At 35.9% G+C, this 14,769-nt stretch carries 10 protein-coding genes; 2 read left to right on the top strand and 8 right to left on the bottom strand.

What is annotated here, in order from left to right; all coding sequences use genetic code 11:
• The first annotated feature begins 24 nt into the window (after window positions 1-24).
• Window positions 25-138: a putative holin-like toxin gene (locus IEV91_RS22020; RefSeq protein ID WP_373284377.1), complete on the top strand. Its 114-nt coding sequence runs from the start codon at window positions 25-27 to the stop codon at window positions 136-138.
• 286 nt (window positions 139-424) lie between these two features.
• On the opposite strand, the gene IEV91_RS00185 is transcribed toward IEV91_RS22020, so the two are convergent.
• From IEV91_RS00185 to IEV91_RS00160, 6 genes are all read right to left on the bottom strand, one after another.
• On the bottom strand, window positions 425-862 hold the full coding sequence (locus IEV91_RS00185) for a hypothetical protein (protein WP_188494864.1): 438 nt from the start codon (window positions 860-862) through the stop codon (window positions 425-427).
• 6 nt (window positions 863-868) lie between these two features.
• A complete protein-coding gene (locus tag IEV91_RS00180; protein ID WP_188494861.1) occupies window positions 869-2,866 on the bottom strand; it encodes an AAA family ATPase in 1,998 nt (665 codons plus the stop codon).
• Entirely contained in the window at window positions 2,863-3,051 is a 189-nt protein-coding gene (locus IEV91_RS00175; RefSeq protein WP_188494859.1) for a hypothetical protein, read from the bottom strand. The genes IEV91_RS00180 and IEV91_RS00175 overlap by 4 nt, the downstream gene beginning before the upstream one ends.
• Window positions 3,048-7,214 (bottom strand): sigma-70 family RNA polymerase sigma factor, encoded by a 4,167-nt coding sequence (locus IEV91_RS00170; protein WP_188494857.1) that lies wholly within the window; start codon window positions 7,212-7,214, stop codon window positions 3,048-3,050. Before IEV91_RS00170 ends, IEV91_RS00175 begins: the two co-directional genes overlap by 4 nt.
• 241 nt (window positions 7,215-7,455) lie before the next feature.
• Window positions 7,456-11,229, bottom strand: a complete 3,774-nt coding sequence (locus IEV91_RS00165) for a PDDEXK-like endonuclease domain-containing protein (protein ID WP_229745315.1) — start codon at window positions 11,227-11,229, stop codon at window positions 7,456-7,458.
• 244 nt (window positions 11,230-11,473) lie between these two features.
• Window positions 11,474-11,683 carry a hypothetical protein gene (locus tag IEV91_RS00160; RefSeq protein WP_188494853.1) on the bottom strand — a complete coding sequence of 70 codons (210 nt, stop codon included), beginning with the start codon at window positions 11,681-11,683 and terminating at the stop codon, window positions 11,474-11,476.
• A gap of 260 nt (window positions 11,684-11,943) precedes the next feature.
• Between IEV91_RS00160 and IEV91_RS00155 the strand changes: the two genes are divergently transcribed.
• Entirely contained in the window at window positions 11,944-12,816 is an 873-nt protein-coding gene (locus tag IEV91_RS00155; protein WP_188494851.1) for a nuclease-related domain-containing protein, read from the top strand.
• A gap of 359 nt (window positions 12,817-13,175) precedes the next feature.
• Here the strand turns inward: IEV91_RS00155 and IEV91_RS00150 are convergent, their stop codons facing one another.
• Both IEV91_RS00150 and IEV91_RS00145 read right to left on the bottom strand, forming a co-directional pair.
• Window positions 13,176-14,291: a PDDEXK-like family protein gene (locus IEV91_RS00150; protein ID WP_188494849.1), complete on the bottom strand. Its 1,116-nt coding sequence runs from the start codon at window positions 14,289-14,291 to the stop codon at window positions 13,176-13,178.
• A 176-nt stretch (window positions 14,292-14,467) separates the two neighbouring features.
• Complete coding sequence (locus IEV91_RS00145) at window positions 14,468-14,722, bottom strand: hypothetical protein (RefSeq protein WP_188494847.1); 255 nt, start codon at window positions 14,720-14,722, stop codon at window positions 14,468-14,470.
• Between the last annotated feature and the right edge of the window lie 47 nt (window positions 14,723-14,769).

Here is a 14,769-nt window from a genome sequence, read left to right as displayed (position 1 = left end):
CATTACTTGTCGTGTTTTTGCGGCATGTTATTACGGAAGGGGGGTGAGCCTATCACAGTCTATGAAGCCTTAGGTTTGATGATCCAATTCGCAATACTTGTTGTTGTGATTTTATCATTCCCAGGGAACACAAAATAGACCGCCCTTGATCAGAGACGACGGTCTATTTCCACCCGTTCGCCGACTCCCTTGAAGGGGAAACGACTATTGGATGGCGGTAGATGCACTAACATCTGTGTCGTTTTTAAAATATTTCGTTTACGTGTCTATTAGACCACTGCCATCTGTTTTTAAAAACAATCCTCATAAAATCATTATCATTTATCTTTGAAAATGGGCAAGTTATATAAGACAATGCCTCTTTCCCAACCAAATGCTTTTTATTAATGAGTTTCCCACGTATTCTCACTTAATTTATATACTTTTAAAAAGGCACTTCTTCTTTCTGTTTCATCACATAATCCATAATTTGTAGCTCAAGGTCTTCTAAGTGGCCCTTTAAATGATAGTTTCCTTCTTCATCTTGTAGGACATAATCTTGTAAATCATTATCTATCAAGTAAGTGAGACCCGCATGAGCATATTTTTCAGCTTCTTGAGTGAGTTGTTTGTAGCTACCTAATTCACCCTGTGTCTGATAATAGAGGGCACGTAATGAAATCCAGTCGTGCTCTGTTAAAGTTATGGCACGGCAGAGTTCGTGTTTTTTGGATACATCCAAGCTTTGCTGCAGGTGAATGCCGACAAAGGTACATAGAATAAAAAATTCACTGTTTTGAGTAAATAATGTTTTTCCTAATTCATGATAAATAGGAAAATAGTGCTCTGATACATAGATTCGTAATTGACCGATTTCATCCATAGCTAATCACCCCTTCACTAATGCTTGGCTATTAACTTCTTCAATAAGTGTGACACCAGGTTCTGTGGAAGTTAAGCGATACGAACGCCCAATAGCATTCGACTGCCTAAAGAGAGCTTGTTCTTCTGGACCGTATTCCCGATCTGTCACAAGTAAAACCCATTGCGAGCAAATTTTAGGTAAATATTCTAATAACCCTTGTTGATGGACAGAGGATAAACGACCAAAAGGTGTATCCATTAATAATGGCATCTCTAAACTTGTCTTTCCACCCGCAACTTGAGCTAGGGCGGTGATAAAACTCAAAGATAATACCTGGCGTTGGCCTTGTGAGATATTTGCCAAAAACGGTTGGTTATAAGCATTTAAGATTTCGATTGAATAGTCTGGATTAATCTTTACCTTTTTCATCATCGCTCTTCCGGCATCATCAAGAAGATATTGTAAATTTTGTTGCGTTGTCATCTCTAACTCTTGCATGAGTTCACGTTCAAATGTAGCAATAAGTGATGTTAAAGAAGCAACGGCTCGTCTAAGGATATCGTGCTTCTGCAATAGTTGATCACGGATGCCGCTTTTACGCTTAAGTTCTTGAACATTCATTTCTAAATGATCAATATCACTTTTTAAGTCTGCCTGTTCTTGAGCTATTTGTGTTAATTTCACTTCAAGTTGAATCATCGCTTGTGTCAATTCTGTACGTTCCTGATTAAGAGTATAGATCTTTTGTTCTCCAACAGCACTCAGATTGCGATTTAATTCTTCGAGTTTCCATTTGACTTCTTCTTGATCGCCTTGAATTTGTTTGACTTCATTTAAGATAAAAGCGACAGAATCTTGTCGTCCTTCAAGATAGGAGATAAGCCCTTGCAAAGACTGATAAAGATCATGAAAGGTCTTGTTTTCCTCGTATGCTTCTACAGATGCTTTTAATGCAGCCAGTTGTTGATACTCAGGAGACTCCTTTGGAACGGACGCTCCACAAATACAGCGCATGTCTTCCATAAGTTGATTAATAAAATCGGATTCTATCCCTGATGTATTAGACAAGTTGATGTCTCCTCGCAATTTTGCGAGTGTTGCATGATACGTATCCTCGCCCAAGAGTAAAGGAAGGTATTTATTCATTTTCTTAAGTTGTTCCATTTTACTCATAAGCGCTTGCTTGAGCCGATCTTCTTCCTTTTCAAGTGTCTCACGTTCAAGAAACAAGGCTTTCATACTTTCATATTCTTTTAATTGCTCGTCAATTGAGAGAATCCGATCTTGGTTAGCGTTTTTTTCTTTTAGAATGGTTTCTTGTTGTTCAGCCAGTTTTTCCATACTTTGTTCTTTTTGAGTGAGTTCAATCAAGGCTTTCTTATACTCACCCTTTGAATGTTGTTCAAGTTCTTTTTTTACTTTTGAAAGGACTTTATTGATGACCTCTTTTGATTTCATTACATGGTCTATTTTCAACAAATTTTTTATGCCAATGGCGATTTCTTCACGTTGTTGTGAAGAGACACGTGTCAGTCTTTCTATACGTTCACCATCAAAAAAGAAATAATGTTTAACACGTTCATCGACTATTTTTCGAATCATCGCTTGTACTTCTTGTTCTTTTTGCCATGATTCATTTGTCGTCACATTGTCCAATGAAACCTTTAACAATTGCTCATGAATAACGCCATCTTCAGTCTTTTGTGCAAAATAGGTGCGCCTTAATCGATAGGTCTGCTGTAAATGTTCAAAGATGACCGTAACCCCACTTTGGACACCTTGTGTTTGTTCTTCTAGGGCTTTGATATTCGTTAAAATGATTTCGGCCTCTTGTGAATCCTGTTCCAGCTTGGTATCACCAAAGAAAGCTAACATCATGGCCCGATATATACCGGTTTTTCCTCTTCCGTTTTCCCCTAGAATAACAGTAACAATTTGCTCCCCTTCTGAGGAAGCAAATTGGATAGATTGATGACCATAATATTGACGGAAATGGTCCATTTCGAGAGAATGAATGATCACTCGGAATCACCTTCCCACTGAATTAATTTACGATCCAGCATCCGTTCTATTTTCTTAGCGTGTGCCTCTACAGACAACGGGTGCTTTTCCACTTGTCGAATAGTATCTAAAATAAGGTCGTGCACATGTGGATCCTCTTCTTCTAGCAGAGAGGATAATCTTGCTATAAGCGCATTATCTGTCATTTTATAACTCCTTTATTTAAGCTTTCGAGTATAAGTTCATCGCCGTCTACAACATAAGGGGCTTGACCAGTTCGAAGTGCTTCTTCAACTGAGAATAACAGTTTACCTTCCTTAGAATAGCGAATATCCGCTAAAAAACTCCGTAAATCTCTCAATTTTACAGCACCATTAAAATGATGATCTATAACATATTCTAGAAAGGAAATATCATCCACTATTTTGTTATGATTTATTGGTAATAGAATTTCGTCGTATGAGCCTATAGTTGTCCACTCGCCCGATTTTTTCAAAATATCTCCAAGTAAATCTTGGCTCCAAAAGACTCCCGCTCCCAACATAGGTAGGAGAGAGTCATCATATAATTCATTTAAGAAGACATAATCTCTTTGTTTAGATAGAACGATAGCTTCATAACGTTGACGTACGATATCGTGAATCTGAGTTTCCTTTCGCTCATCTATTCCAATAACCTTTCGATGGATATATTCGCCAAACTGGCCTTTAGTATAATACAAAATATCGGGAACCTGGACTAAAGCAACATCTAAGACTCTGTCGTTTTCTCCAAACACCTCAGCTACCCAGCTTTCAACTTCCTCACGCGCCACAATGTCTTCCTGTTCTAAAATAAACTGTTCAATAAAACGAATCCCCGAAAGCGTATCGAACTTATGCGTTAATGAAACGATATAAGGGTAGCGAGGAAATTTCGCCTCGATCTCATTGCGATTCTTTAATATTGCATAAAGAATCTGTTTGGTCTCAATCCCCAAACTTTTGAGTATGACCTCATGTTCATCAAAAATGGCGCCAATTGAAATAAACGGCGTTTGACTTATCTTCTCTTCAATAGCTTCAACTACAAAGGGCATATCGCTTAATTTAATATGATCATAATTGGAAAGCAGCGTATACTTACCATGTTGATATAGAATAAATTGCTCCTTTGAAGAAAGCGTAAATTCAAGCGTGAACTTTTTCCATCCTCGTTTACCAACAAAGAGCTCAACCATATCCTTGAGATCGGCACGTCCACCATTTTCACGAATAAATTGCTCAATGTATTCTGAATTCATTTGTTTTTCCATTCCCGCTGGTTGAATCATCGGAAACTTATTTAAAGCAAGTGATCCTAGTGGATAGTGTCGAATAAGTGTATAGAGGGCATATTCGTTTGGAACATTTCTAATTTCCGCTTCTTCCTTAACCTCTTCATATAATTTACTGACATGAATAAATTCTTCCTCTTTTAGCCATTCCTCAGCTATCCTTTGGACACTTTGAATCCATGGTTCATCCTTAGTAACGAAAGTCGAGTGTATATATTTGCCCCTTCCCCAAAGGAAGATACGATCCGCCATATCCTGACGTGTCGCAATGGCATAAAAATCACGCTCACCCGTAAATTCACCAGGCATTAGATCGTTGGCTTTATCATTAAGCTCATCTTCTCGTTTATACACCTCTACTCCATTAGGATATTGCAACATTACCATTTCAACCGCATGGTGTTTTCGCACACTTTTCAAAATGCCTTGTTCCGTTGATAACCATTTTATATAAGGCGCAGCTAGTATTTTTATGAGGCTCGCTTCAACCCCATCTTCCTCTTCCTTCTCTTCACAATAGGTTTGTAATTCAGTAGGCGTAATAACATGGAGATAAAAAGCCTCTTCGATGTCTTCCTTAATATTGGTTTCATACTCATCAATCTTTTCTTTTTCTAAATCAGTTATTAAGACGCGAGTCCCTTTAGAAACAATTGTTAATCCAATCGCCTCTAATGCACTTTTTAAAACAAAGTGAACAAATGAAGTAAGATCTATAAAGGAAGCCATCATTAAGTGACCTTTTTTGTTAAGTAATTGCCTTAGTAGATCATTGAGTGCTTTCAATCTTGTGGCAACGCGCTGGTCTCCTTTGGACAAAATTTGGCGTATTCGTTCACGTGTTAGCCCTTCCCCTTCACCGAGCATCTCGAGTGTCACATGTTCCCCTTTCAAAAAAGAATTAAAACGAGTCTTTAGAAGTTTTAAATATCTTTGAGGGATTTTCTCCGCTTTAAGGAACGCTTCATCTTCCTGCAGTTTTGCCATCCAGTGTTCAAAAGTCGTTAACTCAAAGGTTAGCCTCTCATCGGGAGATAACTGTTCCAAATGATGTTGTTGCTGCTCGCGATTAATCACCGTCTGGAGCCGCTCCACTATTTTCAAGAGCTTTGTCCTTCCAATTCGATCTAATTTTCCAAGTTCATTTAGAGATGTTGGGAGCTGCCCCAATGTTTTTATACCATTCTCTATTAAACGCTCAACAGCTTTCTCGACCCCTGGAAAATCATCTATTTTTAATGGAAAAGTTTCTAAAAAAGTCGGTACAGCAAGTGTGGTTTCGTTTAAATACACAAGCTTATTTCCCTCAGTGTCATGGGAAGGCTGAGTTGCGACTGGCTCCTCGCTATTGATTTTCATTAATTGGTTCCAAAATTTCTCTACCGTCTTGGCCCCAACACCTTGTAATTGTTCATGAAGTTCATCTAGCTTTTTAGGAAGATCTTTCAATGCGTGGATGCCCATTTGAGATAATTGTTGCAACATGTTATCACAGCCAGTAATACCTAATTCATTCATATGAGTCCGAATCAAATCCATCTTTGCTTCAATTTCGACACCCTGAAAAGATAAGATCAAAGCATCACCATCCTGATTAACCCCAGTGGATGCCTTTTTTTCTACAAGGTGTGAAACTGTTATAAAATCAGCTTTGTTGATTTGATTGACCAATATTTGTATATCAATTTTTGTTATCCATTGAATTGACGTCGCAAGCATGTCATGAAGATCTTTAATTCTTTGCACCCCTTTATTTTCCAAATATTTCGCAATATTCGGCGTAATAAGAGAACGTAATTCCTCATGACCAGATCCTTTTACAGTGATGCGATGCTCAGGTTTCACCGTTGGTCCGGGTTGAAATGAAGCCAGCCGATCAGTAAAGCGACATCCTAACCAATACAATTCTTGCATTATATAGTGAAAGTCTTCTTTAGTAGCTTTATAGACAATGCGTAGATGATCATCTGTCAAATCGCGAAAGGTCTTTATACCAACATGTTTTTGTAGGCGTTGGATCCCTTCTAAATTGATTTGATTCACTTTTTGATCTAAAAGAGAATACGGAACAAGGAGCTGACCCGAACTTCTCCAATATTCTGTAGTCACTTCCTCCAAGGAAAGTATTGTTTGGACATGATGATTTTCATTTAATACCGATTCATCAATGGGGAGCTCTTCTTTTCCCCTCTCCTGCTTTGTTGGCAATGAAGATTCAGTCGATGGATCATCCAAATGCTTATTTAAAAGGAACCAAGCAGGTTTATATTTGGTGGCCCGACTTCCTTTTTTTACATATCGAAAATAAATCTTATGCTTTTTTAAAGGGAATAACTGCTCGTTAAGTTCCCAACCCCCAACAACCCATAAGGCACCTTTTCGTTCCCGCTTGTCAATATACTGAAGCTTTTGTTCGTTTAAGTAATTTAATAAAGAAAACTGAATTTTTGACTCCTCTGCTTTTTGCAGTTTTGCCTCTTTTTCCTCTGTCTTTTTCTTAGACAACTTAATTGCTTCTAATTCACGTTGAATCTCCCTACGCATTTCATCCATCTGCTTAAAGCTTTGATCCATAAATGGCTTAATCAATTCTCCAAGATCATGCGTAGAGATCGTATTCGCCTCTTGAGAAGGCACAGGTAGCTTATAAATCGGCGCTTCAAAATCATAATTAACATAGACTTGCATGTACCAGACACTAATATCAAACAGATACTTATGTGCTTTGAGTCCATCTTCAAATTCTACCGAAGAAACATCATGTGCCGCTTTATTACCTTTTTTACGTATCCATTCCAACTTAATATACATATCTTCTTCAATGGCATTTTGGCGATAAAGCTTTTGAATCCGTTCAACATGCTTTAAAGGATAAACTTCCTCAAGTCCTTCTTGCTTACTCACGACTTTTACTAACTGTTCTGTATATAGACGTGCTTGCATTAATACTGTTTGCGGCTGTTTAAACAGCGCTTCCTCTAACTGAACAACGATATCGAATAATTCACTAGAAAATTTCTCAACAAAATCAAACAATCCATGATGGTCCGTCATTTGACAACCTCCTAAAAAACCACCTTTCTTTATTATTACACCACAAAACTTCAAAAAATGACATAGTTTTCACGTTCTAAAATATTTCCATATACGATTTTTTTATTATCAAAGAAAATTTTTGATAAGAAAACAAATTTCCTCCCAAATTCATCTATGTTTCTAATATTGAAAATGGACACCTAAATTAAGTAATAAAAAATCACCAAATGGGATGTGATTTCCCACATGGTGATTTTCCTTAATTCAGTCCTAATTTTAGTGCTTCTTTTATCTTTTCTTCCTCAACCAATTTCTTAACAAGTTGATCGATCTTCTCTATTTCACCGACTGGATCTTTCCACCAGTTCCGGCTCCAAATGCGCGTAATCTTCCAACCTTTGCTTTCAAGAAAGCGCTGGCGATAGACATCGCGTTCTTTGGCTGATGGTGCACTATGATACATGGCGCCATCACATTCAATACCCAAAATATATCTTTCTGGATGATCTGGATGAACGATGGCCTGGTCGATTCGATACCCAGACATCCCTACTTGTGTATCTACCTTATAACCAATATCGGTGAGGTGTTTATAGACTTGTTCCTCAAATGGTGAATCAAAATCTAGATTACCTTGTTGGCGTTTTGTATTCATTTCTTCATTGAGATTAACAAGGACTGACTCAATCGTATCCTTTTGTAGGTTTGAAACAGCTTCTGCATATTCCATGTAGCTCCTTAAGAACTTAGGACCATCATTTTTTACATTTGACACATTTAATTCATGAGGTTCAATACTTGAAACAAGATGGATCTCTTCTTTCGCTCTTGTGACAGCAACGTTCAATCGATTTTCACCACCCTGTTGGCCTAATGTTCCAAATCGGTTATAGACACGACCTTGTTCATTTTTAGCATAAGCAATTGAGAAAATAATGATATCGCGTTCGTCACCTTGAACATTTTCAATATTTTTGACAAATATTCTTTCATCTAAATCCCGGCTCATGACTTGTTGATAGACCGTATTGAACTCTTTATCCTTTTCAGTACGTTGATCGATAATATCTTGTATCTTATCTTGTTGTTTGGCATTGAAGGTGATAATACCAATGGTTTTTGACGCATCCTTAACTAACAGCGACTTCAATAGCCTAACAACAGCTTCAGCTTCTACTTCATTGCATTGATTTATCCAGTTACCATCGACTTTGTGCCATTGAATGCATGCAGGATCTTTTAAATGATCGACATTTGGAGCAATTTGGACATTTCCATTGTAATAAGCGTGGTTAGAAAAATTGATCAGTTCCTCAGATTTTGACCGGTAATGCCATTGCAATAGCTTGCTTGGGAAGACTCTCTTTGTTAGATTCAATAAACTTTCTGATTCTTCTATTTCATCTAATTCCTCGTCCTCATCATCCTCGTGCATTCCGCTTTTAAATAAATTGGAAGGTGGCAACTGTTTCTCATCACCGGCCACAATGACTTTTGATCCCCTGTAAATAGATGGCATGCCATTTTCTACTGTACACTGTGAAGCCTCATCAAAAATGACTAAGTCAAACAGATCCTTTTCTAGTGGGAAGATCGCTGAGGCAGTTTCTGGAGAAACAAGCCAGACTGGCATGACATCAAGTAAACCCTCTAAGGAATATTTTTTGACTAATTTTCGGACTGGCCATACTTGCCGTTTCTTTCCAGTTTGATGAATGATATCTTTGAAAGCATTTTGATGCTGGAGCTGTGTTTCATTAAGAGCCTTAATCATTCGATTTTGTAGAACTTTAGCTGATAAGTTTTTCTTCTTTTCAATTAACTCTTTAAAAGAACTTCTTAACTTATTGAACTCTTCTGTTCCCACTTGACGTAGTTCTGGATAACTATTTTCAATCTCGTCAATCCAATGGACAAATGTAGACTGTTTTACAGCATCAACCCATTTCTCACTTAAATCATATTGCTCATTTAATTCTTCTTTACCCTTCAGCTCTTTAATAATTGATTGGATAAAAGGCAAACTTTCTTCGTAGATTCTATCCATATTTCTCAAATCTTCAAAGTCTTGTATAACATATTCATGTTGTTGTTTTAATGCTTGTAATGGGATATCTCCTTTACTTACTTGCTCTTTATATTTATCCAGTAGAACTTTTGAAAAATAGGAAGATAATGATTGAATTTCTTTAGTCATTTCCTCAGATACGTTTGATAGCTCATAAAGAATTTTCAAGCTTTCTCGAAGCTTCGGCCACTCTTTAGAATCCAAACCTTTAAACTTATCTCCATGAATCAATTCCTGAACGATTGATTTTCCGGTAAATGATGTCCACCACCAAAGTCTTAATTTCTGAAGTGTCTTTTTCTCTTCAGGATTCAAATCATCATAAATCTTACTTAATTTATCATTGACTCCCCAACTATATTCAGGGGTTATCTCTTCATCTCTTTCAAAATGGTCCAAATACGCAATACTTTCCTCGGCCTTGTCTATTGCCTTTTTCAATATCTCGATAATGTTTAGACGATCTTTAATTTCTAATTTTGCAAAAGAATTACGGTCCTTCAACGGGTAGTCTTCTTGACCAAATCGACTATAATATCCCCCATAAGAAAATATTTTCATCAAGACTTCATCTAAATTACTTTTATTAAGTGCCCGTAATACACTCGAAAGGTTAAGGGTAACCTCTTGCTCGCTTAATGGCTTTCCTAATCCATATAAATCAAACGCACGATAACCATATGGTTGAACTTCATAAAGACCTTTTGCGATTGCATCTAATTTTGCTTCACGATTTTCTATTTTTCTAGATAGGTCTTCAAATTCTTGTTCAAGATCCTCATGAAAAGTATCTACAGTCAAACGCGTGTGTAACTTACGATAAAGTCTTTTTCTATCATTCTTTTCATCATGAAGAAGCCCGATATTAGCGGAAAGTCCAAGTGCATCTAGCCTCTGGTAAACAACATCAAGTGCAGCACGCTTTTGACAAACAAGTAAAATTTTCTTATTTTGAGCCATAGCATTAGCAATAATATTAACGATAACCTGTGATTTACCAGTTCCAGGTGGCCCATGAATAACAAGACCATCAGTTTTATCCACTGAATTAATGATTTCTTCTTGTGAAGCATCTGTATCTAAAACAAAAAAGCGATCTTTTTCTTTTGCTTTTTGTGTTTCACTTTCACTTATTGATGGCGCTAAGTTGTCTACTTCATATGATTCAGTTATATCTCCTAATCCCAATAAAGGTTGTAGAATGCCTAAATCAGTTTCCCCCTCTTCTAACTGATCTATAAAATCTTCATAATCCTTTAAAAGTGCAGAGTTTCCTTGTGCAAAATGGCCAAGTAATGCATTATTATCTATTTGGAATTCACCTTTATCAAATGAAGGAATCGTGTCCTTAGTGTAATTTTTAAAAAGCTCTATGTTTTGTTTCCCTTCCCAATCAACATTTATAGAATAGCTCTTTAACCACTCAATATAATCAGGAATATTTCCAGTTGATGCTTTTTCTACCGCTTCATCAAATATACTTTCAGGGACATTTAAGTCGCTCATCTTTTTTAAAGCAAGAAACAATGTCCTATTAAGCTGTGGTTCTGATTCTTCATCAACATGGATTTCCCATTCTGTTCCGTGCCCTTTTACCTTTTCTAATTTAACAGGATATAAAAACAATGGAGCTCTTACATACGTCCCGTCCATCATTGCCCCACTGATAAATGGAAAACCAATAAAAAGATCATAAAGACCTGTTTCATCCTCAATGGCTTTAATATTTCTGAATAAATTGGTTAATTTCTGAGACAATATTAAAGACTCTTCATCACGAATATCTTGCTTCACAATGGATATTTTTTTATCACGACCCAGAATTTCCTTTAAAATATCCTCAGGTTCCTTACCGACCTTCTGAAGTCGACTTAAATCAAAAGACCACTTATCATAACTCTTCAACATTCTAATGGATCGATTACGTCTACTCAAATCATTAAGTCGATCCTTTAGAATTATCATTTTTTCCTTCATTTCATCACCCAATTGAATTTTAATCCCAAGACACTACGGACATATTACATCAATTATACCCATCATTTTTTGACATTAAAAGACAAAAGGTGAGGTAAATCTGCTAAATTTTCTCAGGGCGTGCTTTTAATAATTTTATTTTCCACTAAGATTATAGCTGGTCATGTTTATTTTTTTTCTTCTGCTTTTGTAAAACAATATCCAGTTAATATCTTTCTAGGAAGGGTATAAACTAAGTTTGTTTTTCGCGAAAACCTTCATCGTAAAATGTCCCCGGTTTTAAATTAAATACTAAACTAATATGATTTTTACCGTCTTTAGCATCTACTAGCCCCCCTTTTATACCATTTTTGTTATAAGGAACAAATTCTTCTCCTTTTTGACGAGAGTTTATTGTTCCATAAGCATTCGAGTAAATATCTATAAGCTTTATTTTCATCATTATCAAACACAGCATGGACTAACTCATCTTCTTTCCAATACCGATACTCTGGCTTCAGCTTCTTTCCACCTATTATCCACCTATTTAAACTATTACCTTTTAATTATGCAAAGTTTTTAATTCATATAATAAAAAGCAGTTATTAAGCTTCAAATTAACTCTACAAAATGAGTTTTCTTGCCGATAATAACCACGTAAGTTTAATCTTGTATTTGGACATTCATTAATAAACAAAAATAAAGAATATGAAGGAGATCATCATGTTGCTATTTATCAACCTATTTAGGAAAAAACACAAAGAACCGCAGAATAAAAAAACATCTAAATCTACGCCTAATGAGACCAAGACAACTAGAACCCATGAAGAAGTTGCAGCACGAAAAGGTGAGCTAGGTGAATATAAAATAGACATCCAGTTGGAACAACTACCAAAGGATTGCCGCTATATAAGTGATATGTTGATAGCGAACTCTAAAACAAAGTCAGGTTATTCTCAAATAGACCATCTGGTTATTACTCCATATGGAATCTATGTTATAGAAACAAAAAACTTTCAGGGGACTATTTATGGAGGGAAAGACAAGAAGACGTGGTTGGTTAATGGAAAATTCAAATTCATGAGTCCCTTTGTTCAGAATTACGGCCACATTCGCGCATTAGAATCTATTATTCCACAAAAATATCATAACTACTTTATATCCATGGTTTCATTCACTAAGCGAAGCACATTTAAAGTGGATACAGAATATCGTGAGATTTCCTCTAATGAACTGATCGTCTATGATGTTGAGTTATCAGAGTTTATCCATAGAAAAAACTCTGTACTAAGGCTTACAAACAAGGAATCATTATTAACAGAACTGGATATCTCAACAATTTATGAAGCTTTATTAAAGGCCAATATTACAAATAAAGATACTAGGAAGAATCATGTTGAGGCATTGAAAAATCCTAAAACGGATGTTTCACCAAAAAAGGATTATAGTTGCGTTGTATGTAATAAACCAGTCTCAGAAAAAGTAAAAACCTTTTGCTTATCAAACAAAAAGTTCAATGGAAAGATCTATTGTTATGATCACCAGAAATCTGTTAGTAAGGCAATATATAATTTAGCAAAGTCACCGGAGAGTTGAAATCCTTGTTGCCGCAATTTAAACGACCACCTGCTAAAGCAGGTGGATTTGGACATAAATGTCGAGGACTAATTAAAATACACAAGTGCCTGTCACCACTCGAATAATACTGTCCCACAAAACGTTTCACAACCTGAGTTCATGCAGCGGCTTTTAAGGCTAAGACTATTTAAAATCAGCCCAATTTTCTCTTCCATTCTTCCATACGAACCTTATTCACACCTTTGAAAAAGCATTATTGAGGGAGCAAAACAATCAAGAATGAACGAAAGTATTCTTAAGATTACATTTGAACTGTTTACAAAAAGGAATTCCTAAAAGTAAGAGGATAGTAGTGAAATGATTATGGTTACTTCATATTATTTAATTAAATCCTCTGATTTCATGTCAATAAGTACCTTATCTATACATTCTTCTATTGCCCTGACTTTTTTTATCATATTTTGTACAGTATCCCGAATAGTAGGAGCATGAATAGGAATAGTCATAACAAGTAACTTTGTATTTTTACGCTTTGCAACGATTCCATTTTGTTTGGCAGCTTTGAACAATTTCTCGCCAAAAATATCCTTTTTTTCTTTGAATTTTTGGTATCCATTTAGATTATCGATTTTACTATGTGGAGTATAGGGAAAGGATTCAAAACGAATGCCAATTTCATCAACACCATTACTCCCTCTTGTATCCAACATATTAATATAAGTATCAATGTGGATATTAAAGGTTTGCGCAAGTCCGACATCATGATAGGACTGTTCACTCGTCCAATTAGGCTTCGAAATTAAGAACAAAAAGTTATTCCGCCCTGCGCCTCCAACCTCACCCCAATCCAGTAGTAACTCAGGATACTGAGAAAATGCTGCAAATAAAATTGATTGCCAGCAAATTTTACGCTGTATAGGTTCCAATCCTATATCCGATTGAAGGGTATTTAACGGCTCCATAAGTGGTTTATAAAAAGACTGTAGCTTGTTTTGAAAATCTCTAAAGATTACTTGAAGTGTCTCCTCATTTAATGACCACTCGCCCACTAAAAAGCGATCATAATTCAAAAAAGTAAACTGCGAATTTTTAGGCTTAGCTGTTGTATCTAATGCTAAAAAGACAAAGTGAAATTCAATATTATCCATCTTCTCTTTATCAATACCATACTTTTTTACAAACCGCTTTTTCGCCTCTTCTGACTCATAACGATTCGTTTGTTCGTGTCCCTCAGCAGCACCCATTTTATTTTCCACAATAATGAAATGAATGGAGCTATCACTTTTTGCAAGAATGACAATGTCAGGGGTTCCAATACTTTTCCCTAACCCCACCCGTCCTTTTATTTCAAAAATTGAATCCCCTGGAACTTTAATGTTAGCTTCAATTAAGAATCGAATTAAAAACTCCTTAGAGTTTCTAAAGCAATTAATAAGAAAATCCGAAATAGTATCTTCCCTATAAAAAATATTTAGCGCATCAAAAATGTTCATTGTTTAATCTCCTATTTTTTATATCTATTCTCTATTCTACAACGTTCTATTACAATTTATTAATTGATTCTTTAACAAAAAGCTAAGGTTGCCTGTCCTCTCCCCAATCTCACTTATTATCAGTTCCATTTAATACGTACATGTGTAAGCTTATTTCTATTTATTGAAATCCATTATTACATATTTAAAATCTCTCTTATTTCCTCTTCTATTTCTTCTTCCTCTAGTTCCCTATAGTAATCAAAAACCTGTTGCATATCAGATAATAAACGGTCATTTTGCCACCAACCTTTTCTTTTTTTGCCTTTAGTTTTTATTGTATTACAAAAGGGATCAAACATATCTCTCTTATTTCGTAAGGTTGTTGGCTTAACACCTAATATATTACCGATCCTTTCAAACACTTGACCTTGATTTAAACTAGGGAACAATTTATTATGTTCAAAACGACTTAGGTAATAAGCTAATGTATTCTTTA

It is taken from the genome of Pullulanibacillus pueri (genome assembly GCF_014639255.1).
In the GTDB taxonomy this organism is placed as follows: Bacteria; Bacillota; Bacilli; order Bacillales; family Sporolactobacillaceae; genus Pullulanibacillus; species Pullulanibacillus pueri.
This window is presented reverse-complemented; position numbering and strand designations above follow the sequence as displayed.